Annotated in this window: 25 protein-coding genes; 18 read left to right on the forward strand and 7 right to left on the reverse strand. The window is 66.7% G+C overall.

What is annotated here, in order from left to right:
• Positions 1-125: 125 nt before the first annotated feature.
• From ACLFKU_RS01935 to ACLFKU_RS01945, 3 genes are all read right to left on the reverse strand, one after another.
• Positions 126-1,859 (reverse strand): ClcB-like voltage-gated chloride channel protein, encoded by a 1,734-nt coding sequence (locus tag ACLFKU_RS01935; RefSeq protein WP_410847988.1) that lies wholly within the window; start codon positions 1,857-1,859, stop codon positions 126-128.
• Between the two features lie 112 nt (positions 1,860-1,971).
• Positions 1,972-2,709 carry a glutathione S-transferase gene (locus ACLFKU_RS01940; RefSeq protein WP_410847989.1) on the reverse strand — a complete coding sequence of 246 codons (738 nt, stop codon included), beginning with the start codon at positions 2,707-2,709 and terminating at the stop codon, positions 1,972-1,974.
• A gap of 202 nt (positions 2,710-2,911) precedes the next feature.
• Positions 2,912-3,991, reverse strand: a complete 1,080-nt coding sequence (locus ACLFKU_RS01945; RefSeq protein ID WP_410847990.1) for a YeiH family protein — start codon at positions 3,989-3,991, stop codon at positions 2,912-2,914.
• Between the two features lie 137 nt (positions 3,992-4,128).
• On the opposite strand from ACLFKU_RS01945, the gene ACLFKU_RS01950 reads away from it, so the two are divergent.
• The 8 genes from ACLFKU_RS01950 to ACLFKU_RS01985 all read left to right on the forward strand — a co-directional run bounded on the left by ACLFKU_RS01950 (position 4,129) and on the right by ACLFKU_RS01985 (position 12,005).
• The gene (locus ACLFKU_RS01950; RefSeq protein ID WP_410847991.1) at positions 4,129-5,019 is read left to right on the forward strand and encodes a LysR family transcriptional regulator; all 891 of its coding nucleotides are present in this window, start codon (positions 4,129-4,131) and stop codon (positions 5,017-5,019) included.
• 167 nt (positions 5,020-5,186) lie between these two features.
• Complete coding sequence (locus ACLFKU_RS01955) at positions 5,187-5,981, forward strand: sugar phosphate isomerase/epimerase family protein (RefSeq protein ID WP_410847992.1); 795 nt, start codon at positions 5,187-5,189, stop codon at positions 5,979-5,981.
• A gap of 100 nt (positions 5,982-6,081) precedes the next feature.
• Positions 6,082-7,065, forward strand: a complete 984-nt coding sequence (locus tag ACLFKU_RS01960; RefSeq protein ID WP_410847993.1) for a sugar kinase — start codon at positions 6,082-6,084, stop codon at positions 7,063-7,065.
• Between the two features lie 113 nt (positions 7,066-7,178).
• Complete coding sequence (locus ACLFKU_RS01965) at positions 7,179-8,468, forward strand: MFS transporter (protein ID WP_410847994.1); 1,290 nt, start codon at positions 7,179-7,181, stop codon at positions 8,466-8,468.
• The gene (locus ACLFKU_RS01970; protein WP_410847995.1) at positions 8,468-9,433 is read left to right on the forward strand and encodes a 2-hydroxyacid dehydrogenase; all 966 of its coding nucleotides are present in this window, start codon (positions 8,468-8,470) and stop codon (positions 9,431-9,433) included. The genes ACLFKU_RS01965 and ACLFKU_RS01970 overlap by 1 nt, the downstream gene beginning before the upstream one ends.
• A 54-nt stretch (positions 9,434-9,487) precedes the next feature.
• Positions 9,488-10,561: a LacI family DNA-binding transcriptional regulator gene (locus tag ACLFKU_RS01975; protein ID WP_368587255.1), complete on the forward strand. Its 1,074-nt coding sequence runs from the start codon at positions 9,488-9,490 to the stop codon at positions 10,559-10,561.
• Between the two features lie 84 nt (positions 10,562-10,645).
• A complete protein-coding gene (locus tag ACLFKU_RS01980; protein ID WP_410847996.1) occupies positions 10,646-11,545 on the forward strand; it encodes a YhfC family intramembrane metalloprotease in 900 nt (299 codons plus the stop codon).
• Between the two features lie 94 nt (positions 11,546-11,639).
• On the forward strand, positions 11,640-12,005 hold the full coding sequence (locus ACLFKU_RS01985; RefSeq protein ID WP_018435589.1) for a DUF3022 domain-containing protein: 366 nt from the start codon (positions 11,640-11,642) through the stop codon (positions 12,003-12,005).
• Positions 12,006-12,023: 18 nt separating this feature from the next.
• On the opposite strand, the gene ACLFKU_RS01990 is transcribed toward ACLFKU_RS01985, so the two are convergent.
• Complete coding sequence (locus ACLFKU_RS01990) at positions 12,024-12,461, reverse strand: PGDYG domain-containing protein (RefSeq protein WP_368587253.1); 438 nt, start codon at positions 12,459-12,461, stop codon at positions 12,024-12,026.
• Positions 12,462-12,573: 112 nt separating this feature from the next.
• Entirely contained in the window at positions 12,574-13,092 is a 519-nt protein-coding gene (locus ACLFKU_RS01995) for a Spy/CpxP family protein refolding chaperone (RefSeq protein ID WP_368587252.1), read from the reverse strand.
• A 318-nt stretch (positions 13,093-13,410) separates the two neighbouring features.
• Between ACLFKU_RS01995 and ACLFKU_RS02000 the strand changes: the two genes are divergently transcribed.
• Positions 13,411-13,869, forward strand: coding sequence for an Lrp/AsnC family transcriptional regulator (locus tag ACLFKU_RS02000; RefSeq protein ID WP_008922942.1), 459 nt, complete (start codon positions 13,411-13,413; stop codon positions 13,867-13,869).
• 257 nt (positions 13,870-14,126) lie between these two features.
• Positions 14,127-15,224 carry a saccharopine dehydrogenase C-terminal domain-containing protein gene (locus ACLFKU_RS02005; RefSeq protein WP_410847997.1) on the forward strand — a complete coding sequence of 366 codons (1,098 nt, stop codon included), beginning with the start codon at positions 14,127-14,129 and terminating at the stop codon, positions 15,222-15,224.
• Positions 15,225-15,333: 109 nt separating this feature from the next.
• On the opposite strand, the gene ACLFKU_RS02010 is transcribed toward ACLFKU_RS02005, so the two are convergent.
• Entirely contained in the window at positions 15,334-15,915 is a 582-nt protein-coding gene (locus tag ACLFKU_RS02010) for an AAA family ATPase (protein ID WP_410847998.1), read from the reverse strand.
• Positions 15,912-16,058 (reverse strand): cytochrome bd-I oxidase subunit CydX, encoded by a 147-nt coding sequence (gene cydX, locus ACLFKU_RS02015; RefSeq protein ID WP_026228716.1) that lies wholly within the window; start codon positions 16,056-16,058, stop codon positions 15,912-15,914. Before cydX ends, ACLFKU_RS02010 begins: the two co-directional genes overlap by 4 nt.
• A 238-nt stretch (positions 16,059-16,296) precedes the next feature.
• Between cydX and ACLFKU_RS02020 the strand changes: the two genes are divergently transcribed.
• The 8 genes from ACLFKU_RS02020 (at position 16,297) to ACLFKU_RS02055 (ending at position 26,522) form a co-directional block, all read left to right on the forward strand.
• Positions 16,297-16,749: a hypothetical protein gene (locus ACLFKU_RS02020; RefSeq protein WP_368587250.1), complete on the forward strand. Its 453-nt coding sequence runs from the start codon at positions 16,297-16,299 to the stop codon at positions 16,747-16,749.
• 189 nt (positions 16,750-16,938) lie between these two features.
• Positions 16,939-17,916 carry a magnesium/cobalt transporter CorA gene (corA, locus tag ACLFKU_RS02025; protein ID WP_368587249.1) on the forward strand — a complete coding sequence of 326 codons (978 nt, stop codon included), beginning with the start codon at positions 16,939-16,941 and terminating at the stop codon, positions 17,914-17,916.
• A gap of 315 nt (positions 17,917-18,231) precedes the next feature.
• Positions 18,232-19,206: a sugar ABC transporter substrate-binding protein gene (locus ACLFKU_RS02030; protein WP_410847999.1), complete on the forward strand. Its 975-nt coding sequence runs from the start codon at positions 18,232-18,234 to the stop codon at positions 19,204-19,206.
• A gap of 353 nt (positions 19,207-19,559) precedes the next feature.
• Complete coding sequence (locus tag ACLFKU_RS02035; RefSeq protein ID WP_410848000.1) at positions 19,560-21,152, forward strand: sugar ABC transporter ATP-binding protein; 1,593 nt, start codon at positions 19,560-19,562, stop codon at positions 21,150-21,152.
• Positions 21,152-22,243 carry an ABC transporter permease gene (locus tag ACLFKU_RS02040; RefSeq protein WP_410848001.1) on the forward strand — a complete coding sequence of 364 codons (1,092 nt, stop codon included), beginning with the start codon at positions 21,152-21,154 and terminating at the stop codon, positions 22,241-22,243. Before ACLFKU_RS02035 ends, ACLFKU_RS02040 begins: the two co-directional genes overlap by 1 nt.
• 115 nt (positions 22,244-22,358) lie before the next feature.
• Complete coding sequence (locus ACLFKU_RS02045; RefSeq protein ID WP_368587245.1) at positions 22,359-23,402, forward strand: LacI family DNA-binding transcriptional regulator; 1,044 nt, start codon at positions 22,359-22,361, stop codon at positions 23,400-23,402.
• Positions 23,403-23,450: 48 nt separating this feature from the next.
• Positions 23,451-24,380 carry a ribokinase gene (rbsK, locus tag ACLFKU_RS02050; RefSeq protein ID WP_410848002.1) on the forward strand — a complete coding sequence of 310 codons (930 nt, stop codon included), beginning with the start codon at positions 23,451-23,453 and terminating at the stop codon, positions 24,378-24,380.
• 363 nt (positions 24,381-24,743) lie between these two features.
• Complete coding sequence (locus ACLFKU_RS02055) at positions 24,744-26,522, forward strand: methyl-accepting chemotaxis protein (protein WP_410848003.1); 1,779 nt, start codon at positions 24,744-24,746, stop codon at positions 26,520-26,522.
• Positions 26,523-26,553 lie beyond the last annotated feature (31 nt).

Genomic DNA, 26,553 nt, shown 5'->3' on the forward strand with positions numbered 1-26,553 from the left:
GCGGGCGCTGCCTCTGCGCCCATGCTGGGCTCACGCGTGCCGGCCGCATAAAGGGCCGGCGGTCTGTTCATTGTAGAGAATCCGCGGCGCTTTGCATCGCACGCCGCGAAGCTTGCGCGAAGGCCCTAGCGCGACGGATTCATGCGGAAGTACGCGTCGAGCAGCGAGGTCTTGTAGACGACCCCGGCGAGCTTGGGATGCGCGGTGCTTTCGATCACCGGCAGCCGCTCGCCCTGAAACGCCATGAAGTGCTGTAACGCGACAGCGAGCGACATGTCCGGCGTCAGCACGTCGAAATGCGGTTGCAGATAATCGGCGGCGGTTTTCATCGACGTGTCGGTCCGGTCGAGCAGATCGGATGTGATGTCCTTCAGCGCGACCACGCCGAGAAACGCGCCCGAGTCGTTCGCGACGTACAGATACTTGACCGGATATTCGAGGAACACGCGCGTCATGTCGTGCACGGTCGCGTTCGGCGGCACGACGGTCTGCGCGGGGCGGATCAGCTCGCGCATCTGCGTCGCTCGCAGCCGCGTGCGTTCCTGCTCCTCGCGATTGCGGCGCAGCGTGATCTCGTACATCGAGGTCTTGCCGATCGCACGCGCGATGAAGTACGCGACCACGCACGACACCATCAGCGGCAGCACGACCTGATAGCTCAAGGTCATCTCGAAGATCATCAGGATCGCCATCAGCGGCGCCTGGGTCGCGCCCGCGAGGAACGCGCCCATGCCGACCATCGCATACGCATAAGCGGCCGACGTCGCATGCGGCCACAACGCGTGCATGCCCTGACCGAACAGCGAGCCGACCGCCGCGCCGACGAACAGCGTCGGCGTGAACACGCCGCCGACCGCGCCCGAGCCGGCCGTCGCCGCGGTCGCCGCAAGCTTGCAGACGAGCACGAGCACGAGCGCGGTCCACGTCCACGGCGAATGCAGGATCGAGTTCACGACGCTATAGCCGTTGCCCCACACCTCGGGCTCCGCGACCGAAATGATGCCGACCACGAGACCGCCGATTGCGAGCCGCACCGGCAGCGCCACCGGCAGCTTGCGAAAGGTCCGCTTCGAGGCATCGAGCAATCGCAGGAACTGTGGCGCGGCCGCGCCGCACAGCGCGCCGAGCGCGACGAACAGCAGCACCTCGGGACCGGTCACGGTCGGAAACTCCGGCATCTCGTAAGGCGGCTTGTAGCCGGCGAATTCGCGCATCGTGATGTTAGCGACGACCGCCGCGACCACCACCGGCCCGAAGCTCTCCATCGCGATCGAGCCGAGCACGATCTCGGTGACGAAAAACGCGCCCGCGATCGGCGCGCTGTACGCGGACGTGATGCCGGCCGCCGCGCCGCATGCGACCAGCAGGCGCAGCCGCGGCGGATCGAAGTGGACCCAGCGGCCGATCAGCGACGAGGCGAGCGCCGCGAGCTGCACCATCGGACCTTCACGGCCGATCGAGCCGCCGCTCGCGATCGTAAACAGCGACGACACGCTGCGCCACAGGCTCAGGCGCACCGGCACGGCGCCGTCGCCGATCGCGACCGCTTCCATGTAGTCGGAGTGCGGGTGCCTGTCGGCGTGACGCTGCGCGATCAGCAAAAACACGCCGGCGACCAGACCGCCCGCGGCCGGCACCCAGATGCGCACGGTCCACCGCAGGCTGCGCGCCGTTTCGACGAAGCTGCCGGAGTGGCCGGTGATCGCCAGTTGCAGCAGTTCGATGCCTTTACGAAACGCAACGGTCGCGAACGCGCCGACAATGCCGACCACGACCGACCAGACCAGCATCGTGTGGGCATCGGAGAGGCGGAAAAGGCGTTGGGCGCGGGTGCGCAGCTTCAGCAGGAATGAAAGCACGTCGACGGTACGGGGCGTGATGGGGGGGTGAAAAACGCGCGCCATAACAGCAGCGCGCCCGCCTCGAATGGCGGGCGCGCGGCGGCGAGCAGGCGGTGGAGGGCGGCGCGGTTCAAGTCGCCGCCTTGTCGAGTTCCGGATAGTGCCGGAAGACGCAGCTTTCGTTATGGGCGATGCGCCGGTCCGAGTTCAGGTACGCGGCGATGTTCGGTCTGGCGATCACCCTGTCGTGCAGCGCGGCGAGCCGCGGATAGTGCCCGCCGAAGCGCTTCAGCGCGCGCGGAAACGCATACAGCAGACCATCGATCAGCTGGAACATCGACAGGTCCACATAGGTCAGCGCGTCGCCGACCATGAAGCTGTCGCCGGCTGGATTCTGCGCGAGCACGCGCTCGAAGTACGACATGAACTTCGGAATCCGATGGTCGATGAAATCGTGCGCGCGCACCTTCGCCGCGTCTTTCTGCTCCTCGTAGTAGAGGCCACTCGCGAGCGGATGGTGGGTGTCGTGCGCTTCGGTGACGACGTCGGCGATCGTCAGTTGCAGGCCGTTCGCGACGTAGCGCAGGCTCTCCACCCTGGGCGCGAGATTGAGCCGCGGGCCGAGATAGAACAGGATGTTGGCGGTCTGCGGGATCACCAGATCGCCGTCTTTCAGAAACGGTGGCGCGAATGGCGGATACGGCTCGTCGGGGCTGTCCATCACGGCCATCATCGCCTCGGTGCCGAGGCCCTTCGAAGGCTTGCCGCGAGCGACTTCGACGTAGTCGACGCCGGCTTCCTCCAGCGCGAGCCGCACGAATTCGCCGCGGCCTTGCAGGCCATCCCAGTAGTACAGTTCCAGGCTCATCGATCGATCCTCATTCCGGTCGCCGGGACGCGTCGCGGGAAGGCGGTTTCACCGCTGCCATCGGACCATGCGTACAGGCGGGTTGTGGAAGCAAAGTTCGCAGCAACGAGTATGCCGTGTGAGCGGGCCGGATGGGGCGCCAGAAAGCCCAAAACCCCGCGCGCGGCGGGGTGTCGGGGAAGGCGGCGAAGCCGGCGGCGGCTTAGCGCAACAGGTGCTGGACGGCCCATGTGATGCCCAGTCCGCCGGCGATCAGCCACACATACAGGATCAGGCCGGTGGTCAGCGCGCGAGGACCCGCTTCGCGAATCTGCGAGATCCGCGTTTCCATGCCGAGTGCGGTCATCGCCATCGTCAGCGCGAAGGTGTCGAGCAGGTTCAGCGACGAGGTGGCGCTTTGCGGCAGCACATGCAGCGAGTTGATCGCGACGCAGGCAAGAAAGCCGAGTGCGAACCAGGGGATCGCAAGCTTGCGCGGGGCGGCGCCGTCCGTGCTGCCATCGTTCGCGCCGCGCGCCGCGCGGTTCACCCACAGGCCGACCACCAGCAATACCGGCACGAGCAGCATCACGCGGGTCATCTTGACGATCGTCGCGATATGCGTCGCTTCCGGGCTCACGTTGCTCGCCGCGCCGACCACCTGCGCGACCTCGTGGATCGTGCCGCCGAAGAACAGCCCGGCGCCGACCGTATCGAGATGCAGCCAGCCTGCGTTGAACAGCACCGGGTACAGGAACATCGACAGCGTGCCGAACAGCACGACGGTGCCGACCGCCATCGCGCTCTTGTGCGGCTTCGATTGCAGCGTCGATTCGAACGCGAGCACCGCGGCCGCGCCGCAGATCGCGCTGCCGGCCGCCGTCAGCAGAGCGGTGTCGCGATCGAGCTTCATGATCTTGATACCGGCCCAGGTGCCGATCAGGAGCGTGCTGACGACGATCAGCACCGATTCCGCGAGACCCGGCAGACCGACCTGGGCGATTTCCTGCAGGCTCACGCGCAAGCCGAAAAACGCGACCGCGATGCGCAGCAGCTTGCGCGCCGAGAAGTTGACGCCCGCCGCCCAGCTGGCCGGCATGCTGTCGCGCAGCGCGTTGCCATAGATCGCACCGGCGACGATGCCGACGATCAGCGGACTCAGGCCAAGACCGGCAACCGCCGGAATCGCGGCGATGCGCGTGACGGCGGCGGCGAACAACGCGACGAACAGCACGCCATTGAGCTGGCCGCGGGTGGACAGCGCGGGCGAGGCGGCAGTGAGCGGGACGGTGGATGTGGACATGATTGGGTGCCTGACTTCGTAGCGAACTTGCACGGAACTGCATGAGCAGCAATGGGGCTAATCCTAAATTAGATATATCAATATGAAAAATCGTGATTTAGAATGTGAAGTATCGGCCTCACGGATATTTCATCGAGATGACCCCGGATCAACTTATAACGTTCGCTGCCGTCGCTGAGCATCGCAATATCAGCCGGGCGGCGGTGGCGCTGCATCTGTCGCAACCGGCGGTGTCCGGACAGCTACGGCAATTGCAGGACGAGTTCGGCGAGCCGCTGTATCAGCGCGACGGCCGCGGCGTGCGGCTGACGCCGGCCGGCGAGCAGCTCGCCAGCTATGCGGCGCGGCTGCGCGATACCTGGCGGCAGGCGCATGCGTATCGCGACGCGCTGCGCGGTCTGGAGCAGGGCACGTTGCGGATCGGCGCGAGCACGACGCCGGCGAGCTACCTGCTGCCGTACCTGATCGCCGAATTCCATCGCCGCTATCCGGACGTGACCGTGCACACCGCCAACGGCAACACGACCGAGATCGTCGGCGCGCTCGGCTCGGTCGACATCGCGATGATCGAGGGTCCCGCCGGCGCCGATCTGCCGCCGGACACGGTCGTCCATGCGTGGCGCGAGGACGAGATCGTTGCGATCATGCCGCGCTCGCATCCGCTCGCGCAGGCGGACAACGGCGGGCGCATCGAGCTGGCCGCGTTCGGCGCGTATCCGCTGGTGCTGCGCGAGGAAGGCTCCGGTGTGCGGCAGACGGTCGAGCGAGAGTTCGCGCGCGCGGGCGTGCCGATGCGCGCAGCGCTCGAGATCGCGGGGGTCGAAGGCGTGAAGGAGGCGGTGCGGGCCGGCATGGGCGTCGGCTTTGTGTCGGCGATGTCGATGCGGCACGAGAACGGTGCGCTGCGCCTGATGTCGCTAAGCCCGCAGCCGCTGACGCGGCGGCTGTCGATTCTGGTGCCGCATGCGAGCGCGCCGTCGCGGGTGGTCGAACAGTTTCTGGCGATGTGTATCGCGGACGAGGGCTGACCGCAGCGCTGGCAGCATGCGGCCGCCGCCCCTGGGGATTTCCTCTATGGTGCGGGAGGGCTGCCCCGCGCACTATTCGCAAATCGCAGCGCCTCGGTGCTTTTTTTTGAAGTTTGGTTGGAACCGGTTCCAAAGCCGGTTTCGCGTCAGAATTGAGTGAGTTGGGCATGGCTGATGCAATTGACATCGTGATCGTCGCCAGCGCGTTCGGTGTGAACGCCGTGCGCGCCGACGGCCATCTGAAATGGGCGCAGGCGGCAAAGCGGGCCGGCGCGGCGGGTTTCGAAGTGCGCCGCGAGCTGTTTGCGAGCGACGCGGACGCGGACCCGCAACGGCTGCGCGTGCTCGGCGCTGCAATCGCCGATCTCGGGCTGTGGCCGGTGTTCTCGACCCCGGCATCGTTGTACGCGGCTAACGGCCAGCTCGATACCGGCGCGCTGCGTCTGGCGCTCGACGAAGCGGCCGCGCTCGGCGCGCGCTTCGTCAAGCTGCAACTCGGCGGCTTCGCGGGCGAGGCTCACGGCGCGGCGATCGTCGCGCACGTGGCGAGCGCCACCGGCACCACGGGCGGCGCGCAGCCACGGCTCGTCGTCGAAAATGGGCAACTGGCGCAGGGCGGCTCGCCCGCGCAGTTCGTCGGGCTGTTCGACGCGCTCGCGCGTGAAGGCCACGCGGGCGCGCTCGGTATGACTTTCGATACCGGCAACTGGGCGTGGCTCGACGTCGCGCCGCTCCAGATCGCGCCGCAGCTTGCGCGATACGTCGAATACATCCATTGCAAGACCACCACGGGCGAAGGCGCGCGGCGCTTCGCGATCGCGCCGGCCGACGATGACGCGACATTCCGCGCGGTCCTCGACCAGCTGCCGCGCGATGTGCCGCGCGGCATCGAGTTTCCGTTGGACCCAAGCCGGATCGACGCAGATGCCGCGCACTATGTGAGCTGGCTCGCGCGGGTTTAGACCCACGGGCGCGGCAAGCAAGGCAGCAACCGAAGCAGCAAACAACGCAACGCAACGCAACATGAATCATCGGCATCAGAAGCACCACCAGGAGCCCAGCATGACCCAGTCGTACCCAGCCCTCGACGTGATCACCTACGGCGAAGCGATGGCGATGTTCGTCGCCGCCGAAACCGGCCCGCTCGCGGGCGTTGGGCACTTCACGAAGCGCATCGCCGGCGCGGATCTGAACGTCGCGATCGGCTTGTCCCGACTCGGCTTCAGGGTGGGCTGGATGAGCCGCGTCGGCGACGATTCGTTCGGCCAGTATGTGCGCGACACGCTGACGAAAGAGGGCATCGACCAGCAATGCGTGAGCACCGACGCGCGCTATCCGACCGGCTTCCAGCTGAAGTCGAAGAACGACGACGGCAGCGACCCGGCGGTCGAATACTTCCGCAAAGGCTCGGCGGCGAGCCATCTGTCGCTCGACGACTACGTCGCCGACTACGTGCTGCCCGCCCGTCATTTGCATCTGACCGGGGTCGCGCCGGCGATCTCGGCGAGTTCGCGCGAACTCGCGTTCCATCTGGCCCGCGAAATGCGTGCGGCAGGCAGGACGATTTCGTTCGACCCGAACCTGCGCCCGACGCTGTGGCCGTCGCGCGCGGCGATGGTCGAAGGCCTGAACGCGCTCGCGGCACTCGCCGACTGGGTGCTGCCCGGCATCGGCGAGGGTGAGATTCTGACCGGCTACACGCAGCCGGAGGACATCGCGCAGTTCTACCTCGAGCGCGGCGCGCGCGGCGTGATCGTCAAGCTCGGCGCGCAGGGCGCGTATTACCGCACCGCGACCGATGCCGCGACGATCGCCGGCCGGCCGGTCGCGAACGTCGTCGATACGGTCGGCGCCGGCGATGGTTTCGCGGTCGGCGTGATCAGCGCGCTGCTCGAAGGCCGCACGCTCGCACAGGCGGTCGCGCGCGGCAACCGGATCGGCGCGCTCGCGATCCAGGTGATCGGCGATTCCGAAGGCTTGCCGAGCCGCGCCGAACTCGACGCGCTGGAACTGGCGGAGGTGCCGGGCATCGCAAGCGCGGCCTGACGCGCAGCGGACTGCGAGGCATCGACGACCCGCATCGACGACAACAAGAGCGCTCTCAGCGCCCAGATTTTTTCATCATTGATTCGAGGACGACGCCGTCCAGGGAGACTTTCATGACCTCATCACTTGCGATTCGCCGCTGGTGGACGATCATGCCGATCGTGTTCATCACCTACAGCCTCGCGTATCTGGATCGCGCGAATTTCGGCTTCGCGGCGGCGGCCGGCATCAACCAGGATCTCGGCATCAGCAAGGGGCTCGCGTCGCTGATCGGCGCGCTGTTTTTCCTCGGCTATTTCTTCTTCCAGATCCCGGGTGCGATCTACGCCGAGCGCCGCAGCGTGAAGAAGCTCGTGTTCTGGAGCCTCATTCTGTGGGGCGGCTGCGCGGCGTTGACCGGCATGGTCAGCAACATCCCGTCGCTGATGGCGATTCGTTTCGTGCTGGGCGTCGTCGAAGCCGCGGTGATGCCGGCGATGCTGATCTTCATCAGCAACTGGTTCACGAAGAGCGAACGCTCGCGCGCCAACACGTTCCTGATTCTCGGCAATCCGGTCACGGTGCTGTGGATGTCGGTCGTATCGGGCTATCTGGTGCATTCGTTCGGCTGGCGGCAGATGTTCATCGCCGAGGGCGTGCCCGCGATCCTCTGGGCGGTGTGCTGGTGGTTCCTCGTGAAGGACAAGCCCGAGCAGGTGTCCTGGCTCACGCAGCCGGAAAAGGACGCGCTCGCGCAGACGCTGCGCGCCGAGCAGGCCGCGATCAAGCCGGTGCGCAACTACAGCGAGGCGTTTCGCACGCCCGCGGTCATCAAGCTGTGCGCGCAGTATTTCTGCTGGAGCATCGGCGTGTACGGTTTCGTGCTGTGGCTGCCGTCGATCCTGAAGAACGGCTCGTCGATCGGCATGGTCGAGACGGGCTGGCTGTCTGCGCTGCCGTATGCGGTCGCGACGATCGCGATGCTTGCAGCTTCGTGGGCATCGGATAAACTCAACCGCCGCAAGGTGTTCGTGTGGCCGTTCCTGCTGATCGGCGCGATTGCGTTCGCGGCGTCGTACGGACTCGGCTCCGCGCACTTCTGGATCTCGTATGCGCTGCTCGTGATCGCGGGCGCCGCGATGTATGCGCCGTACGGCCCGTTCTTTGCGATCGTGCCGGAGCTGCTGCCCAGGAACGTCGCGGGCGGCGCGATGGCGCTGATCAACAGCATGGGCGCGCTCGGCTCGTTCGTCGGCTCGTACCTGGTCGGCTATCTGAACGGCGCGACCGGCTCGCCCGCGGCATCGTATGCGTTCATGAGCGTGGCGCTCGTCGCCGCGGTGATCCTGACGCTCGCCGTCAAGCCGGCCGCCGCCGAACAACGCGACCCCGCTCGTCCCCCCGTCGCAAGGAAAATTAGCTGATGAACAAGATCGTCGCCTGGAAGTCGCTGCCCGAGGATGTGCTCGGCTATCTGCAACAGCATGCGCAGGTCGTGCAAGTCGATCCGTCACAGCATGATGCTTTCGTCGCCGCGTTGCGCGATGCCGACGGCGGCATCGGCGCGAGCGTGAAGATCGCGCCGGCGATGCTCGAAGGCGCGAGCCGGCTTAAGGCGCTTTCGACGATCTCGGTCGGCTACGACCAGTTCGACGTCGACGACCTCACGCGCCGCGGCATCGTGCTCGCGCACACGCCGGACGTGCTGACCGAATCGACCGCCGATACCGTGTTCTCGCTGATCCTCGCGTCCGCGCGGCGGGTCGTCGAGCTGGCCGACTGGGTCAAGGCGGGCCAGTGGCGCACCAGCATCGGGCCCGCGCAGTTCGGGCTCGACGTGCAGGGCAAGACGATCGGCATCGTCGGCCTGGGGCGGATCGGCGGCGCGGTCGCACGACGCGCGGCGCTCGGCTTCAACATGAAGGTGCTGTACACCAACCGCAGCGCGAACCGCCAGGCGGAAGACGCATATGGCGCGCGACGCGTCGAGCTGGCGGAATTGCTCGCGCAGTCCGATTTCGTCTGTCTGCAGGTGCCGCTCACGCCACAGACGCGGCATCTGATCGGCGCGGCCGAACTGCGGGCGATGAAGAAGAGCGCGATCCTGATCAACGCGTCGCGCGGCGCGACCGTCGACGAACCGGCGCTGATCGACGCATTGAAGAACGGCACGATTCACGGCGCGGGCCTCGACGTGTTCGACACCGAACCGTTGCCGGCCGACTCGCCGTTGCTGTCGATGCCGAACGTGGTCGCGCTGCCGCATATCGGCTCGGCGACGCATGAGACCCGTCATGCAATGGCGCTCAACGCGGCGCAGAACCTGGTCGCCGCGCTCGACGGCACGTTGACGACCAACATCGTCAATCGTGAAGTCCTGGCGAAGTGAATCGCAGGGCGGCGCGCAAGCTGCCGCCCTCGGACCGACACGAACGATCAGCGAATGAGCACGACCCCGCCGGGCACGCCACCCAATCCGTCGTCCGCGCCGACGCGCCGCGCGACCATCACCGATGTCGCGCGGGAAGCCGGCACCGGCAAGACCAGCATCTCGCGCTATCTGAACGGCGAGTTCAGCGCGCTGTCGCCCGAGCTGCGCGCGCGCATCGAAGCCGCGATCGCGCGGCTCGACTACCAGCCGAACCAGATGGCGCGCGGCCTGAAGCGCGGCCGCAACCGGCTGATCGGCATGCTGGTCGCCGACCTGACCAATCCGTACTCCGTCGAAGTGCTGCAAGGCGTCGAGGCCGCGTGCCACGCGCTCGGTTTGATGCCGCTGATCTGCCACGCGGCGAACGAAGTCGAGATGGAGCGCCGTTACCTGCAACTGCTGACCACGTATCGCGTGGAAGGCGTGATCGTCAATGCGTTAGGCGTGCGCGAGGAGACGTTGCGGCCGGTCGGCGAGGGCGGGATTCCGGCGGTGCTGGTCGATCGGCGCGTGGAGGGGCTGGTCGCCGACATGGTCGGTCTCGACAATGGCGCGGCCGCCGAGCTCGGCACGCGGCATCTGCTCGAACGGGGCTTCGAGCATATCTGGTTCGTCGTGCAGCCGTTCGAGCAGGTCAGCTCGCGGCGGCTGCGCGTCGACGCGTTCGATCGCGCGATGCGCGACGAGGGCCGCGCGCGCGGTCATACGCTGGTGCTCGATCTCGCCGATGAAACTGCGGTCGAGCGCGGCCTTGCGCAGCTGGATCGTGCGATCGACTCGCCGGGCGAGGCCGGCACCGCTCCACGCGTCGCGCTGTTCGCGGCCAACGCGCCGGTCGCGTTGCGCCTCGCGCTGCACCTGAACGCGCGTTACGGCGCGCACTGGCAGAGCCGCGTCGCGCTGCTTTCGATCGACGATCCGGACTGGGCCGAGCTCGCCGGCATCACGACGATCCGTCAGCCGACCTATGACATCGGTTATCGCGCGGTCGAATTCCTGCACGAGCGCATCGAAGGCGCGCAGACGGGCGCGCGCGACTGCCTGCTGCCCGGCGAGCTGATCGTGCGTGCATCGACCGCGCGCTGATTTCCGGTCAATCTGCGATCATTCGGGGCTGCGGCGCGCAGCGGTTGCGCGCCGGGGATTGCAAGGAACCCCGCAAGGATACTCATGGTCGTGTCACCGCTTACCCTCGCGAGCCTCGCGCTCGCCACGCTCGTCATCGCCGCTTTACCTTTTCTGCTTTACCGGCAGTTGCGCCGTCCGCTCGCGCTCAGGCCGCGCGACGCGATCGCCGGCGTCGCGGTGTTCGCGCTGTTCGCGATGGTGATCGAGCGTGCGCTGAACGACTATCTGCTGCGCGGCAACGCGGCGACGGCGGCGTTCCTTTCGCAGCCGCTCGCGTTCGTCGTCTATGGTGCGCTGGTGGCGGGCGTTTGCGAGGAAGTGGGGCGGTTCTTCGGTATGCGGCTGCTGATGACGCGCGCGGCGGCGCGGCCGCCAGTGCGAAAAAAGTCGATCGTGGAAGCGCCCACCGGTGTCGCTGCAAGCGCGGGGGCCAACCCCGCCGCCAGCCCGGCCGCCGACACGCGCACCGCCGCGTTGCGCGCCGACGATGGCGCCGCGCTGAGCTACGGCCTCGGCCATGGCGGTGCGGAAGCATGGATGGTCGGCGTGCTCGTGCAGTTCCAGTGGCTCGTGTTCGCGGTGCTCGAAAACCGCGGACGGCTCGGCGATTACCTCGGCAATCTGCCGGCCGAAGCCGTGATGCGCGTGCATCTGATTCTCGCGAGCCTGACGCCGCAACTGGCCGGCATTTTCGCGCTCGAACGGATCGCGGCGCTGGTGTTCCAGATCGGCCTGTCGGTGCTGATGTGGCGCGGCGTGCGGGCCGGCTCGCGCGGCATCCTGCCGCTCGCGATCGTGGTGCACGCGCTGATCGACGCGCCTGCCGCGATGACGCAGGCGCGACTGCTGCCGCTCGCGGCGGTCGATACGATCTATGCGGTGGCGGCGGTGTGCGTCGCGGGACTGTTGATCCGGAGTTACCGGCGGCCGGCGGCGGCGTAAGCGGATGAACCTGGACCGCAGGCGCCTCGCTATCCCTTCAGCGTTTCTCTAAAATGCGCCTACGTTTCAGGACCTTCTTTTCCCGGCAGCCTTCATGGAAGCTTACCAATACGACTGCGCGCATCCGGAGTTCGACGAGCTCGCGCGCGTCATCAGCGATCTGTTTCCCGAGCAGACGCAGTTCATCGAGCGTGCCGCCGACAATGGCACGCCCACACTGACGATTCACTGGGTAGCGATGCGCTTCGGTTCGACCGCACGCCGGATCGAGATGACGGTCGCGATCGCGCCCGCGGCGCTCGCGCGTTATCGCGCGATGCCGGCGCGGCTGCGTGGCCGCAGCTTCGCGGTATTGCGCGCGTACGTCGAAGCGAGCCTGGGCTCGCTCGAAGAGATGTACGCGAACGGCGAGGCGGTGCCGCGCGAAGTCACGGTCGAGCTCGGCGACGAGTTCGCATGAAGCGCGGGTGAATCTGCTTCAATCCGCGAGCCGATAGACCTTCGCGAAACGCGCGGCCTGCACGACGCCATAGTCGCCGGGAGCGTACTGCATCACCCAGTCGCCGGCCGCGCCGTGCAGCACGTCGCCGCCGCTCGCCGAGCGCGCGAGCGAGAAGGACTCGTCCATCCGGCGGGCAAGCACGACTGCCGGGCGGTTGCGATAGGCGCCGGCTTCGCCGTGCGCGAGCGCCGGGTCGGCGGGCAGGTACTTGGCGTCGAAGCGCTCGCGCGACACGACCCAGCGGTCGCCGGTCGAGCCGGTGATCAGCGCATCGCCGCGCACATAGCGGTTCGGGCCTTCGAGGCTCATCAACTGGCCAACGGCCGCGGCGAATTCGACGCTTACCGTTTCGTCCTTGACGACGCGTTGGGCGTGCGGATCGTCACGCAGATCGAGATTCCTGAGTTCGGTCATGAAGCGGGTGGGAGATTAGGGGAGGGGCGTTGCGGCGAGACTCGCCGCTTTGCGCACCCGAATGATGCCAGATGCCCACAGCGGGGCAACCCCCGCCGCGGGCGATCTTGCATTACGGCTTGACGGTCGCGTCGCTCGCGGCTTCGGCCGCGGGCTTGCCGCTCTTGCTCTTGCCATGGCCGCGATGATGACCCTCGGGGCCGCCATGGTGGAACGTCGCATCGGCGAGCTTCTTCTGCTCCGGCGACAGGCTGCTATACAGCGGCTCGAACGCATCGACGAGCTTCTTCATGCCGTCCGCATGCGCCTGCGCAATCGTTGCGTACTGTTTCATGTCGTCGAGCGCGCTCACGTTGGTGGCAGCTTTGCGCTGCTCGAACAGCTGGCCCATCGTTTCGCCGTTGCTGCGCATCACGTCGGCGAACGCCTTCCATTGCGTTTCCTGCGCGGGTGTGATCTTCAGTTGCGAATGCAGATAAGCGATACGGTCTTCGACGTTGCGTTCGTGACCGGCCTTGGCTGCCGAAGCCGTTGCCGTTGTGTCCGGTGCCGAGGCAGGCGCGGCGGCGGTTTGAGCGAACGCGCCGCCCATCGAAACGGCCGTAGCCAGCATAACCAGTGCTTTTTTCATCGAAACTCCTGATGTCTGTTCGTATTGAGACTCGGCGCGCGGCGTGCGTATCGCCTCGCGCCAGCGACGAATAGCGGCGCACTGCAACCGGCCGCCGCATTCGCCCGTCGCCGCTATTAGTAACACGATATCCCTACAATACGGCTCCTGTGCGACAAACGCTTACAACCGAAACGAAAGCGAAACGGCTCGCGCCTGAGCGGCAATCACCGATGCCGGGCACACTGTGCGGCGACCGCACTCTCCGTGACACAGCGCCGCTGCCCGTGCAGACGCGCGATAATCCGCGACATTCCATACCAACTTCCCGCCCCTTCGATGAGACCTCCGCGCCTCGACCAGCTCGACGACCTCGACCGTAATCTCGTTGCACTGCTGCAAGCCAACGCGCGCGAGAGCGTCGCGAATCTCGCGCGACAGCTCGGCGTCGCGCGCACGACCGTGATCGCGCGCATTGCGCGGCTCGAGCGCAGCAACGTGATCGCCGGCTACAGCGTGCGGCTGGGCCAGGACGTGCTCGATTCGAGCATCGTCGCTTATGTCGGCATCATCATCGCGCCGAAGCACGGGCCGGCCGTGCAGAAGCGCCTCGGCAAGATGCCTGAGGTGCAGCTGCTGTGCGCGGTCAGCGGCGAGTTCGACTACGTGGCATGGCTGCGTGCCGATTCGCCCGAGCGGCTCAACGATCTGCTCGATCAGATCGGCGGGCTCGAAGGTGTTGAGCGGACCACGACGTCGATCATTCTGGCGCGCAAGATCGACCGCGGCACGGTGTGAGTCGGGGCGCGCCGTAAGCTCTTCGCGAATGCTTCGACAGTCCTTCGATTACGCGCTTTTTGCGCGTTTTCGACAAATCGTTTGATCACTTCGTCGGAACGTCGAACTTGATGGTCATACCGCAGCATTTTGCGCGTATGAACTGTTTTTGCTTCTTCCTACACTGTCATTCAAGGGTTCGGCCCGCAGGCGCCGCGCGCAATACGCGGCGCACTTCCCAAGCTCAGAGACAGCACATGGATAACAAGGAGAAGCAGATGAAAGTAGCTATCGTTGGCGCAGGTCTGATCGGTCACACCATTGCTCATATGCTGCGCGAGACGGGCGACTACGAGGTCGTCGCGTTCGACCGTGACCAGCACGCACTCGACAAGCTCGCCGCCCAGGGCATTCCGACCCGCCGCATCGATTCCGCCGACGCCGCCGTGCTGCGCGCCGCGATTCAGGGCTTCGACGTGCTGATCAACGCGCTGCCGTACTACCTCGCGGTGAACGTCGCATCGGCCGCGAAGGGCGTGGGTGTCCATTACTTCGACCTGACCGAGGACGTGCGCGCGACGCACGCGATCCGCGCGATCGCCGACGATGCCGATCACGCTTTCATGCCGCAGTGCGGCCTCGCGCCGGGCTTCATCGGCATCGCCGCGCACGAGCTCGCGAATCGCTTCACGGAAATCCGCGACGTGAAGATGCGCGTCGGCGCGCTGCCCGAGTTTCCGACCAATGCGCTGAAGTACAACCTGACGTGGAGCGTCGACGGCCTGATCAACGAGTACTGTCAGCCGTGCGAGGCGATCCGCGACGGCCGCACGCAGTGGGTGCAGCCGCTCGAAGGCCTCGAGCATTTCTCGCTCGACGGCACCGAGTACGAAGCGTTCAACACGTCGGGCGGGCTGGGCACGCTGTGCGAGACGCTGGCGGGCCGCGTCGAATCGCTCGACTACAAGTCGGTGCGCTATCCGGGGCATCGCAACCTGATGCAGTTCCTGCTGGAAGACCTGCGTCTGTCGAGCGACCGCGATACGCTGAAGACCATCATGCGCCGCTCGGTGCCGTCGACCGCGCAGGACGTCGTGCTGGTGTTCATCACCGTGAGCGGCATGCGCGACGGTCAGCTCGTGCAGGAGGTGTTTACGCGCAAGATCTTCGCGAAGACGGTCTGCGGCGTGCCGATGAGCGCGATCCAGATCACCACCGCCGGTGCGATGTGCGCGGTGCTCGATCTGTTCCGCGAGCGCAAGCTGCCGCAAAAGGGCTTCGTGCGGCAGGAGCAGGTGTCGCTTGGCGATTTCCTCGCGAACCGCTTCGGCAAGCTGTACGAAGGGCAGTCGCTGGAGGCGATGGCGACGGTTTGAGGTTCGAATGGCTCGGGTCAAATGAAAATCCCCGTACGTCACCGACGTACGGGGATTTTTTGTTTTTCAGCCGATCAGCGGGCTGTGCTGCGCCGCACTCGCGAGGCGCTCATCCAGCGACAATTTGCGCAACGAGCGCTTGATAGTCCGCCGGACTGGGCGCGGTATTGTCGAACATCAGCAGACCCTCGCGGCTCGCGCCGCTCGGCTCGAAGCGCCGCCGCCGGTAGTCGTCCCAGTGCGCGAGCTTGTACGCATCGTTGGGGTTCGCGCGCGCGACGATCCGCTGCCGTGCCACGTCCTCCGAGGTTAGCACCCACACGACCCGCAACCTCACGTCCGGCGCGACGCCGAGCCACGCATGATCGAACAGCCGCCGCTCGCGCACCTCGCGCGACAGTGGCCCGACGACCAATGCGCTGATGCCGAGTTCGAGATTGTCGCGCGCGGTATCGATGAGGCCGCGATATTCGGGGTCGCGCAGATGCTGCAGGAAAAGAGGGCTGTCGCGATCGTTCGGATCGCCGGTCACCATCGCCATCGCGGCCGCGCTATAGCCGCCGTACAGCGTGTCCTTGTCGAGCAGGCAGAAGGGGGTGCCGCTCGCTTTCATCAGCGGGCCGAACAGCTTTTTCGCCAGCGTCGTCTTGCCCGTGCCCGCATGACCGCAAAAGAAAACCAGAGAAGTCACGCAGGCTTGTCCTCACGCGGCGCGGCGGCCGCATCGGGGCGCGGATCGCGCGCGAACTTGCCGTTGGTCTCGAGCCACATCACGTTGATGATGCCGAAGCCGAGCGCCACACCCACGCCGAGAATCCAGGTGAAATACCACATCGCAGTCTCCTTGATCGTGCGTCCGGCGACGCGGATCGACAGGCTTGCCAGTTGCCGACGGCGGCCAGCCGTGAGCGCGGCCGCCTTCAACGATCATGAAGAAGAACGCCGCGCCATGCAAGTGGGTGCGGCGCCCGAGTTCCGCGCGCGTTGCTATGATGCGGAACAGTCATGCGTAAGACGCGCACCGCGTAGTCACAAACCCGGCCCACCATCGAGAGCACACGGGAGAACCAGCATGCCGATGCGCGTGTCTTGCCGCGCCGCGTTCGCCGCGTTCGCCGCATGCGTCGCGCTCGGCGTGCTTACGCTGGCCGGCTGCGCATCGACGCCGGCCGAGCCGCTGCCGTTCAAACCGGTGCCGGCCGAGCGCATCGTCAGACAGGGCTATACGCAGCCGGGCCCCGGCCTCGTCGCGGTGGACGTGCGGCGCGAGCGTTCGCGCGACGTGATCGTGCGGTTCCGCGATGCGCTCGTCTATATCGACGGCGAGCGCGTCACCGACCTGATGAACGGCGAGCACGTGGTGTTCTATCTGCCGCCCGGCACGCATCGGATCGGCGTATCGACCCAGTTCGATCCGGTCATCGAGCTGAACTTCATCGTGACGGCCGACCCGCGCTACACGAACCGCGCGTCGGTCACGTTCAACGACGATCACCGCATCGGCCTGCAGCGGGTCGCGCAGTAGCCGCAGCAGCATGTCGCCGGGCATTAACAATTCGAAACGCGCGCCTTACGCAGCGGGCCTTAACATGGCGGCAGATCCAAGCCTGCTGAAAGCGTGCTTGTCCGTTCACGCGAGACAGGTCGCCCGTCTTACGCAATGCTTACGCGAGAGGGCGGCCCGGTCTGTTTTCGTATCCAGGGTAATCCGAACATGCTGATCAATTGCGCCGCCTATCAGGACGGCCGTAAGCTCGCCGACATCGATATCGACGCCATCAGCGACTACGTCGCGCGGCCCGAGTGCTTCGTCTGGGTCGCATTGAAAGACCCGAGTCCCGAAGAACTCGCGGTCATGAAAGAGGAGTTCGATCTGCACGAACTCGCGATCGAAGATGCTCAACACGGCCATCAGCGCCCGAAGATCGAGGAGTACGGCGATTCGCTGTTCACCGTGATGCACACGGTTGAGATGGACGAGAACGGCGAGTTCGTGATCGGCGAAGTCGCCGTATTCGTCGGCAGCAACTATGTGCTGTCGGTGCGGCGCGGCACGCGCGCCGGTTTTCAGAGCGTGCGCACGCGCTGCGAGCACGAGCCGCATCTGTTGAAGGAAGGCTCGGCGTTCGTGCTGTATGCGCTGATCGACGACGTGGTCGACCGTTATTTCCCAATCGTCGAGGCGATGAGCACCGAACTCGAAGCGCTCGAGGACCGCATCTTCGAGAAGAACGATTCGGCCGCCTCGCGCGCGATCGTGCAGGACCTGTACACGATGAAGCGCCGGCTCGTGACCCTGCAACACCACATCCAGCCGCTGCGCGAAGCGGTGGGCAAACTGACCGGCGGGCGCATTCCGAGCATCTGCGCGGGCATGCAGGCGTACTTCCGCGATGTCTACGACCACCTCGACCGGATCGTCAGAACCATCGAGGGACGCCGCGAAATCGTCGTCACGGCGGTGCAGGTGAACCTCGGCATGATCTCGCTCGCCGAGAGCGAGATCACCAAGCGGCTCGGCTCGTTCGCGGCGCTGTTCGCGGTGCCGACGATGATCGCCGGTATCTACGGGATGAACTTCGAGCGCATTCCCGAGCTGCATTTCAAGTTCGGCTATCCGGTCGTGCTGATCGTGATGCTGGCGATCGACTTCGTGCTGTACAGGCGTTTTCGCAAGGCCGGCTGGCTGTAGCCGGCGCGCCTTTCGATATCCTCGCGGTTTCGCTTGCAGCGCGCGCGATACCAGGCCAGCATAAGCGGCCGGTGTGTCGCACCGCATGCGACGCATCGGCGTTCTCGACTGCACGGACTGAGCGAGGGGACCTTGCCACACGCTGCCCGGATCGATCGAGCGCATCGCGGCGCCGTACATGCTGCGCGCCGGTGCGTTGCAACACCGCGAATCGTTGACATTCCGAAAAGCTTGCGCTGAGAATAGGCCTCGCAAACGTTTGCGCATCAAAAAAAATACGGCTCGCCCGCGAGCCTGACAACCTTGGAGATACGCATGAGCCATCGAACCCGTCGTCGCATTCTTGCCGCCGCAGTTCTCGCCACCGCCTCCGCCGTCCTGCCTTTTTCCGTCGCCCACGCACAGAACGCCCCGGCTCATAAACCCAAGGTCGCGCTCGTGATGAAGTCGCTCGCCAACGAGTTCTTCCTGACCATGGAGACCGGCGCGAAGGACTATCAGAAGCAGAACCCGGCCAAGTTCGACCTGATCACCAACGGCATCAAGGACGAAACCGACACCGCCAACCAGATCCGCATCGTCGAGCAGATGATCGTGTCGAAGGTCGATGCGATCGTGCTCGCGCCGGCTGATTCGAAAGCGCTCGTGCCGGTCGTCAAGAAGGCGGTCGACGCGGGCATCATCGTCGTCAACATCGACAACCGGCTCGATCAGGACGTGCTGAAGTCCAAAGAGCTGAACGTGCCGTTCGTCGGCCCCGACAACCGCAAGGGCGCGCGGCTCGTCGGCGACTACCTCGCGAAGCGGCTGAAGGCCGGCGACGAAGTCGGCATCCTCGAAGGCGTGTCGACCACCACCAACGCGCAGCAGCGTACCGCCGGCTTCAAGGACGCGATGCAGGCGGTCGGCGCGAAGATCGTGTCGGTGCAGTCGGGCGAGTGGGAAATCGACAAGGGCAACGCGGTCGCGTCGGCGATGCTCAACGAATATCCGAACCTGAAGGCGCTGCTCGCCGGCAACGACAACATGGCGATCGGCGCGGTGTCGGCGGTGCGCGCGGCCGGCAAGCAGGGCAAGGTGCTGGTGGTCGGCTACGACAACATCAACGCGATCCATCCGATGCTGAAGGACGGCCGCGTGCTCGCCACCGCCGACCAGTTCGCGGCGAAGCAGGCCGTGTTCGGCATCGATACCGCGCTGAAGGCGTTGAGCGAACACAGGAAGCAGTCGGAGCTGTCGGGCGTCGTCGAAACGCCGGTCGTTCTGGTGACCAAAGACACGCTGAAGTAAGCGCGGCGCGCCCGGCGTCGAGCGCGAGCCGGGCGCGGCCGGACCGGCCCGCGGGAAACCGCCCGTGCCGCCGCGAAGCGCGCACCGCACGCTTGAGCGGCACTGCGGCAACCTGCCGATCCGCTTTTATTCAACGAACGCTCAAGAATTCCGCGGGGCCGCCGTTAATTCCAGAGATAAGCGTCATGACGGCGGCTCGCGCGATGAGAGAAGCGCGGCCGTGAGCGCCTGCGCATTCCGCGCAGTGGGCCGGCATGACTCGTGGCAGCCAGGAGCGATGTGCCGTGCGGCAAGCGCGGCGGACCGCCAGGGTGTCACGAAGGCGCCAGAAGCGCCATGCAATCAGGAGCGCGATGGATTCGACCGACCACGACGCCTTGCCTGTCGTGCTGACCGTCAGCGGTATCGGCAAGACCTATGCCGAACCGGTGCTCGCCGACGTATCGCTGTCGCTGCGAGCAGGCGAGGTATTGGCGTTGACCGGCGAGAACGGCGCGGGCAAGAGCACGCTGTCGAAGATCGTCGGCGGGCTGGTCGAGCCGAGCGCAGGCACGATGCAGCTCGCCGGCGCGCCGTACGCGCCCGCGAGCCGCACCGAGGCCGAGGCGCTCGGCGTGCGCATGGTGATGCAGGAGTTGAATCTGCTGCCGACCTTGTCGGTCGCCGAGAACCTGTTCCTGAACCGGCTGCCGCGCGCGGGCGCGTTCAGCTTCGGCTGGATCGATCGCGGCAAGCTGCGCGAGAACGCGCGCGAGGCAATGGCGCAGGTCGGGCTCGACGCGATCGATCCCGACACGCTGGTCGGCGAACTCGGTATCGGTCATCAGCAGATGGTCGAGATCGCCCGCAACCTGATCGGCGACTGCCGCGTGCTGATCCTCGACGAGCCGACCGCGATGCTGACCGCGCGCGAGGTCGATCTGCTGTTCGAGCAGATCGGCCGGCTGAAGGCGCGCGGCGTCGCGCTCGTCTATATCTCGCACCGGCTCGAAGAGCTGGCGCGGGTCGCCGAACGGGTCGCGGTGCTGCGCGACGGCCGCCTCGTGCATGTCGACGCGATGGCGGACATCACGAGCGAGCAGATCGTCACGTGGATGGTCGGCCGCGAGCTCGGCGAACATATCGATCTTGGCGAGCGCAACATCGGCGCGCCGTTGTTGAAGGTGGAGCGGCTCGCGCGCGGCAAGGTGGTGCGCGACGTGTCGTTCGAAGTGCGCGCGGGCGAGATTTTCGGTATCAGCGGGCTGATCGGCGCGGGCCGCACCGAGCTGATGCGGCTCATCTACGGCGCTGACCGCAAGGACGGCGGCAGGGTGTCGCTCGCCCCGACGCCGGGCGCGCCGCCCACCCCGGTGCAGATCGACTCGCCGGCGGACGCGGTGCGCGCGGGAATCGCGCTGATCACCGAGGACCGCAAAGGCGAAGGCCTGCTGCTGCCGCAACCGATCGCGGCCAACCTGTCGCTCGGCAATCTCGGCAGCGTCGCGCGGCATGGCGTGGTCGACGCGAAGCGCGAGAACGCGCTGGCGAACAGGCAGATCGCCGCGATGCGGATTCGCAGCTCGGGGCCCGCGCAGATCGTCGGCGAGCTGTCGGGCGGCAACCAGCAGAAGGTCGTGATCGGCCGCTGGCTCGCGCGCGAGTGCCGCGTGCTGTTGTTCGACGAACCGACGCGCGGCATCGACGTCGGCGCGAAGTTCGATATTTACGCCCTGATGGGCGCGCTCGCGCGTGAAGGCCGCGCGCTCGTGGTGGTGTCGAGCGATCTGCGTGAGCTGATGCTGATCTGCGACCGGATCGGCGTGATGTCGGCGGGCAGCATGACGGGCGTGTTCGAGCGCGCGAGCTGGAGCCAGGATGCGCTGCTCGCGGCCGCGTTCGCCGGTTACCGCGGCCGCGAGGCGCTGCTGCACACGCATGCCGTCAACGAAGCAGGGAGTCTGTGATGACCGATCAATCGTGGCGCGAGGCGGCGGGTGTCAAACCGGGCGACCCGCAGGGCGGCAAGCAGGGCGAAAAGCAGGCCGGCGCGCCGGACGCGCCCGTCGTGACGCCGCCGGCCGATCCGTCGGCGCCGCTCGCGAGCGGCAAGCCGGCCGGCACGCGGCTCGGCTTTTCGAACTACCTGGGCCTCGCCGGCGCGCTGCTCGCGATGATCGTGCTGTTCTCGCTGCTGAGTTCGCACTTTCTGACCTACGACACGTTCAGCACGATCGCGAACCAGATTCCGGATCTCGTCGTGATGTCGGTCGGCATGACCTTCGTGCTGATCATCGCGGGGATCGATCTGTCGGTCGGCTCGGTGCTCGCGCTCGGGGCGTCGGTGGTCAGCGTGGTGACGCTGAAGTGGGGCTGGGGGCCGGCCGCGGGGGCGCTGCTGGGTGTCGCGGTCGCGGCGCTGACCGGCACCGTGACCGGCGCGGTGACGGTGGGCTGGCGGATTCCGTCGTTCATCGTGTCGCTCGGGGTTCTCGAGGCCGCGCGCGGCATGGCGTATCAGATGACCAATTCGCGCACCGCGTACATCGGCGACGCGTTCGACTTTCTGTCGAACCCGATCGCGCTCGGCATCTCGCCGGCCTTTCTGGTCGCGGTCGCGGTGATGGTGATCGCTCAGTTGGTGCTCACGCGCACGGTGTTCGGGCGCTATCTGGTCGGGATCGGCACCAACGAGGAAGCGGTGCGGCTCGCGGGCGTCAATCCGCGGCCGTACAAGGTGATCGTGTTCGCGCTGATGGGCGCGCTGTCGGGACTCGCGGCGCTGTTCCAGATCTCGCGGCTCGAGGCGGCCGATCCGAATGCGGGCGTCGGCCTCGAACTGCAGGTGATCGCGGCGGTCGTGATCGGCGGCACGAGTCTGATGGGCGGGCGTGGTTCGGTGATCAGCACGTTCTTTGGCGTGCTGATCATTTCGGTGCTGGCGGCGGGCCTCGCGCAGATCGGCGCGAACGAGCCGACCAAGCGCATGATCACCGGCGCGGTGATCGTGGTGGCGGTGGTGCTCGATACCTACCGCAGCCACCGCAAGCGCGGCTGAGGGGTGCGCCGCGGCGCAACGATCAACGAGTGTGGTGTGTCTTCGATGAAGACGTCCGCGGGTCGCCAGGCGGCGCATCCGGCGGGAACAACAGGCAGTAGGAGAGCAACAGGTTATGGCGACGATCAAGGATGTAGCGGCCGTGGCGGGCGTGTCGTTCACGACGGTATCGCACGTCGTGAACAACTCGCGTCCGGTGTCGGCCGATGTGCGCGCGAAAGTCGAGCACGCGATCCGTCAACTGCACTATGTGCCGTCGGCGGTGGCACGCTCGCTGAAGGCGCGCGCGACCGCGACGATCGGACTGGTGGTGCCGAACAGCACCAACCCGTATTTCGCGGAGCTCGCGCGCGGCATCGAGGACGGCTGCGCGCGCAACGGCTACTGCGTGTTCTTCTGCAATTCCGACGATGACCCCGCGAAGCAGCGCAACTATCTGCGCGTGTTGCAGGAAAAGCGCATCGATGGGCTGATCGTCGCGTCGGCCGGCGACGACGCCGTGCTCGCGCAGACGCTCGCCGACTCGCGTGAGCCGCTCGTCGTGGTGGACCGCAACATCGAGGGGCTCACCGCGGACCTCGTGCAGATCGATCACGAGAAGGGCGCGTATCTGGCCACCCGTCATCTGCTCGAGCTCGGACATGTGCGGATCGGCTGCATCACCGGGCCGGTGGAGACCGCGGTCAGCGCGATGCGCGTGCACGGCTTCATTCGCGCGATGGCCGAGCGCGGCATCGAGATTCCGGCCGATGCAATCGTCGAAAGCGATTTTTCGGGGACGGGCGGTCACCGCGCGGCCGCGCAGCTGTTCGACACGGTCAGGCCGTCGGCGATTTTCGCGGTCAACGACATGATGGGCATCGGCGCGTTGCGTGCGGCGGCGGAGCGCAATATCAGCGTGCCGCGCGATTGCTCGATCATCGGTTTCGACGATATCGAACTGGGCCGCTTCACGTTCCCGTCGCTGTCGACGGTCGGGCAGTCGGTGCGCGCGCTTGGCGACACGGCCGCGCAGACGCTGATCGACCGGATCGCCGAGGCGGCGTCGAACAGCGCGGCGCGCACCCCGGCGCGCCGACGCGTGGTGTCGCCGCGGTTGATCGTGCGCGAGTCCACCGCGACATGGGCGGGCGACGCACGGCGGAATCTGGCGGCCTGACGCGTTCGCGATAGCAACGCGACGCGTCGCGTAATGGAGGGCACACGAGTGGCAAGCAACCCAACGCGTTCACGCGTCACGGTGGTCGGTAGTTTGAACATGGACCTCGTGGTGCGCTCGCCGCGCCTGCCGCAGCCGGGCGAGACGCTGGCCGGCCGCGGCTTCGCGCAGGTCGCGGGCGGCAAGGGCGGCAATCAGGCGGTCGCCGCCGCGCGGCTCGGCGCGCAGGTGTCGATGCTCGGCTGCGTCGGCGCCGATGCGAACGGCGCGCAGCTGCGCGCGGGGCTCGAAGCGGAGCGCATCGACTGCGCGGCGCTGGAAACCGGCAGCGAACCGAGCGGCGTGGCGCTGATCGTCGTCGACGATGCGAGCCAGAACACGATCGTGATCGTCGCGGGCAGCAACGGCGAGGTGACGCCGGCCACCATCGCGCGACACGAAGCGACGCTCGCCGCCGCCGATGTCGTGATCTGCCAGCTCGAAACCCCGCCCGAATCGGTGCATGCGGCGCTGGCCGCGGCGCGGCGCCTCGGCAAGATCGTGATCCTGAATCCGGCGCCCGCGACCGGCCCGTTGCCGGCCGCCTGGCTGCCGCTGATCGACTATCTGATTCCAAACGAACTCGAAGCCGCCGCGCTGAGCGGTGTCGTCGTCGACTCGCCGGTGGACGCCGCGCGAGCCGCCGCCGCATTGCGCGCGGCCGGCGCGCGCAACGTGCTGGTCACGCTCGGTGCGCGCGGCGTGCACGCGGCGCTCGAGGGCGCTGCCGCGACGCTGTACGACGCGCCCCGCGTCGAGGCGGTCGATACGACCGCCGCCGGCGACACCTTCATCGGCGGCTTCGCGGCGCAGCTCGCTCAGGGTGCGAGCGTCGAAGCGGCGATCCGCTTCGGGCAACGCGCCGCTGCGTTGTCGGTGACGCGCGCGGGCGCACAGCCGTCGATCCCGACGCGCGCCGAAGTCGACGCATTGGGCTGATGCCATCGCGGCGTTAGCGACCTCGCGAGCCGCCTGACGGCGCTGTGCTGCGATCGCTTCGGGCGACTCCGAACGGCTCGTATTCCACCCATTTCCCCGCCGCTCAAACGTCAAAAGCCGTGCTCTGACGAAAACCGTCGCGTTTCTTCCACGCGACGCGAACCCACACGTTCCCAGTCAATTCGCTTTCAACGTCTTACATCGTCTTTGTTCATACCTTTTAAATGCTTCAAGTCTATGAACGCGCTGCCGTAAACGGGAATTAGAGCGCTGATTCGAAAAAAGCGCCGGACCCAAAACTCACGCCGCCCCCACGCTGCGCAAGCAGCAGCCTCTCATCGAGTACAGCACACAGGAACAAGCATGTTGAATAAAGGCATCACGATCAAGGCGCGAATTGGACTCACGATGGCATTCCTTGCCGCGTTGCTGGTTGCGATCGGCGTTTTCGGTCTGTTCGGCATGGGCCGTTCGAACGACGCCTATGAGGACACCTTCACCAACGCGATGCCGGGTGCCGTGGACATCGGCAACGCGGAAATCTTCGCGGCCCGCGAACGACTCGCGCTCGACCGCGCCGCGTTCCTCGTCGGCACGCCGGAAGCGGCATCGACGATCGAGCGCGCGCGCATGCTCGGCACTACGTCCGACATGTGGTGGAAAAAATATCTCGATCTGCCGCGCGACGCGGACGAAGACCGGCTCGCGCAGGACGTCGCCGCGAAGCGCAACGCGCTGCATCAGCAACTCGAAAGCTTCGCGACGGCAATCGAGGCGAACGATCAGAGCAAGCTGGTCGAGCACGCGAAGAATCTGCAGGCCGTCTTCAACGACCTCGTCGGCGCCGACGACGCACTGCGCAAATACCAGTTCGATTCGGCGAAGCAGGGCTTCGACTCCGCGCAGAACAGTTTCCATCTGTTCCGGATGGTCAGCATCGGCGCGCTGGTGCTCGGCGTGCTGGCGGCGGCGCTGTCGTATCTGACGCTGAGCCGTGCGATCGCGCGTCCGCTCGACGAAGCGCTCGGCCACTTCGAGGCGATCGCAGCCGGCGATCTGCGTCGTCCGGTGGTCGTGACTTCGCGCGACGAAATGGGGCAACTGCTCGAAGGAATCGCCAGAATGCAGCGCAGCCTCACCGAAACGGTGCGCAGCGTGCGCGGCGGCAGCGAGTCGATCGCGACCGCGACGCGGCAGATCGCGGCGGGCAACGTCGACCTGTCGTCGCGGACCGAGGAGCAGGCGTCCGCGCTGCAGGAAACCGCGTCGAGCATGGAGCAGCTGACCGGCACCGTGCGCCAGAACGCCGATAACGCCCGTCAGGCGAGCGCGCTTGCCGCCAACGCGTCGGAGATCGCCAATAAGGGCAGCGCGGTGGTCGGCCAGGTGGTCGGCACGATGGGCGACATCAACCAGAGTTCGGCGAAGATCGCCGACATCATCTCGATCATCGAGGGCATTGCCTTCCAGACCAACATCCTCGCGCTGAACGCAGCCGTCGAGGCGGCGCGCGCCGGCGAGGAAGGGCGCGGCTTCGCGGTCGTCGCGGGCGAGGTGCGCAGTCTCGCGCAGCGTTCGTCGGCGGCCGCCAAGGAGATCAAGGAGCTGATCGATACGTCGGTCGAGCGCGTGCAGTCGGGCTCGGCGCTGGTCGACGAGGCGGGCCGCACGATGAGCGAAATCATCGGCGCGGTGCAGCGCGTGACCGACATCATGGGCGAGATCGCGTCGGCGTCGGAAGAGCAGAGCGGCGGCATCGACCAGGTCGCGCGCGCGGTCACGCAGATGGACGAGGTCACGCAGCAGAACGCGGCCCTCGTCGAGGAAGCGGCCGCCGCGGCGGCGTCGCTCGAAGAGCAGGCAGCCCGGTTGCTCAACGTGGTCGCGGTGTTCCAGGTCGACGACAGCGGCCGTGGCGGTCACGACGGGGCGTCCGCGCTCGCGGCGCCGAAGCGCCCGGTGAGCCCGGTCGCCAAGCGCGCACACAAGCACACGCCGGCCGCGGCGCAGGCGGCGATGCCGGCAAAGGCGCCCACGGCGGCCGCTGTCGCGCCGCAGGTTGCCGCCGCACCCGCGCCTACCCGCGCGCCGGCCAGGTCCGCGGCGACGGCCGGCGGCGATCAGGATTGGGAAACCTTCTGAGCGGGCTCGGGTTCACGTGTACATGGACGGC

Source organism: Paraburkholderia sp. EG304, from assembly GCF_046543485.1.
Classification (GTDB): domain Bacteria; phylum Pseudomonadota; class Gammaproteobacteria; order Burkholderiales; family Burkholderiaceae; genus Paraburkholderia; species Paraburkholderia youngii.

Coding starts and splice junctions, on each gene's coding strand:
- ACLFKU_RS02035 (WP_410848000.1), top strand. CDS start 19,560: ATGGATTCGACCGACCACGACGCCTTGCCTGTCGTGCTGACCGTCAGC.
- ACLFKU_RS01980 (WP_410847996.1), top strand. CDS start 10,646: ATGGTCGTGTCACCGCTTACCCTCGCGAGCCTCGCGCTCGCCACGCTC.
- ACLFKU_RS01950 (WP_410847991.1), top strand. CDS start 4,129: ATGACCCCGGATCAACTTATAACGTTCGCTGCCGTCGCTGAGCATCGC.
- ACLFKU_RS01945 (WP_410847990.1), bottom strand. CDS start 3,991: ATGTCCACATCCACCGTCCCGCTCACTGCCGCCTCGCCCGCGCTGTCC.
- ACLFKU_RS01955 (WP_410847992.1), top strand. CDS start 5,187: ATGGCTGATGCAATTGACATCGTGATCGTCGCCAGCGCGTTCGGTGTG.
- ACLFKU_RS02005 (WP_410847997.1), top strand. CDS start 14,127: ATGAAAGTAGCTATCGTTGGCGCAGGTCTGATCGGTCACACCATTGCT.
- ACLFKU_RS02020 (WP_368587250.1), top strand. CDS start 16,297: ATGCCGATGCGCGTGTCTTGCCGCGCCGCGTTCGCCGCGTTCGCCGCA.
- ACLFKU_RS01990 (WP_368587253.1), bottom strand. CDS start 12,461: ATGACCGAACTCAGGAATCTCGATCTGCGTGACGATCCGCACGCCCAA.
- ACLFKU_RS01965 (WP_410847994.1), top strand. CDS start 7,179: ATGACCTCATCACTTGCGATTCGCCGCTGGTGGACGATCATGCCGATC.
- ACLFKU_RS01970 (WP_410847995.1), top strand. CDS start 8,468: ATGAACAAGATCGTCGCCTGGAAGTCGCTGCCCGAGGATGTGCTCGGC.
- ACLFKU_RS02055 (WP_410848003.1), top strand. CDS start 24,744: ATGTTGAATAAAGGCATCACGATCAAGGCGCGAATTGGACTCACGATG.
- corA (WP_368587249.1), top strand. CDS start 16,939: ATGCTGATCAATTGCGCCGCCTATCAGGACGGCCGTAAGCTCGCCGAC.
- ACLFKU_RS01940 (WP_410847989.1), bottom strand. CDS start 2,709: ATGAGCCTGGAACTGTACTACTGGGATGGCCTGCAAGGCCGCGGCGAA.
- ACLFKU_RS02040 (WP_410848001.1), top strand. CDS start 21,152: ATGACCGATCAATCGTGGCGCGAGGCGGCGGGTGTCAAACCGGGCGAC.
- ACLFKU_RS01995 (WP_368587252.1), bottom strand. CDS start 13,092: ATGAAAAAAGCACTGGTTATGCTGGCTACGGCCGTTTCGATGGGCGGC.
- ACLFKU_RS02030 (WP_410847999.1), top strand. CDS start 18,232: ATGAGCCATCGAACCCGTCGTCGCATTCTTGCCGCCGCAGTTCTCGCC.
- ACLFKU_RS01960 (WP_410847993.1), top strand. CDS start 6,082: ATGACCCAGTCGTACCCAGCCCTCGACGTGATCACCTACGGCGAAGCG.
- ACLFKU_RS02000 (WP_008922942.1), top strand. CDS start 13,411: ATGAGACCTCCGCGCCTCGACCAGCTCGACGACCTCGACCGTAATCTC.
- ACLFKU_RS01985 (WP_018435589.1), top strand. CDS start 11,640: ATGGAAGCTTACCAATACGACTGCGCGCATCCGGAGTTCGACGAGCTC.
- ACLFKU_RS01975 (WP_368587255.1), top strand. CDS start 9,488: ATGAGCACGACCCCGCCGGGCACGCCACCCAATCCGTCGTCCGCGCCG.
- ACLFKU_RS02045 (WP_368587245.1), top strand. CDS start 22,359: ATGGCGACGATCAAGGATGTAGCGGCCGTGGCGGGCGTGTCGTTCACG.
- cydX (WP_026228716.1), bottom strand. CDS start 16,058: ATGTGGTATTTCACCTGGATTCTCGGCGTGGGTGTGGCGCTCGGCTTC.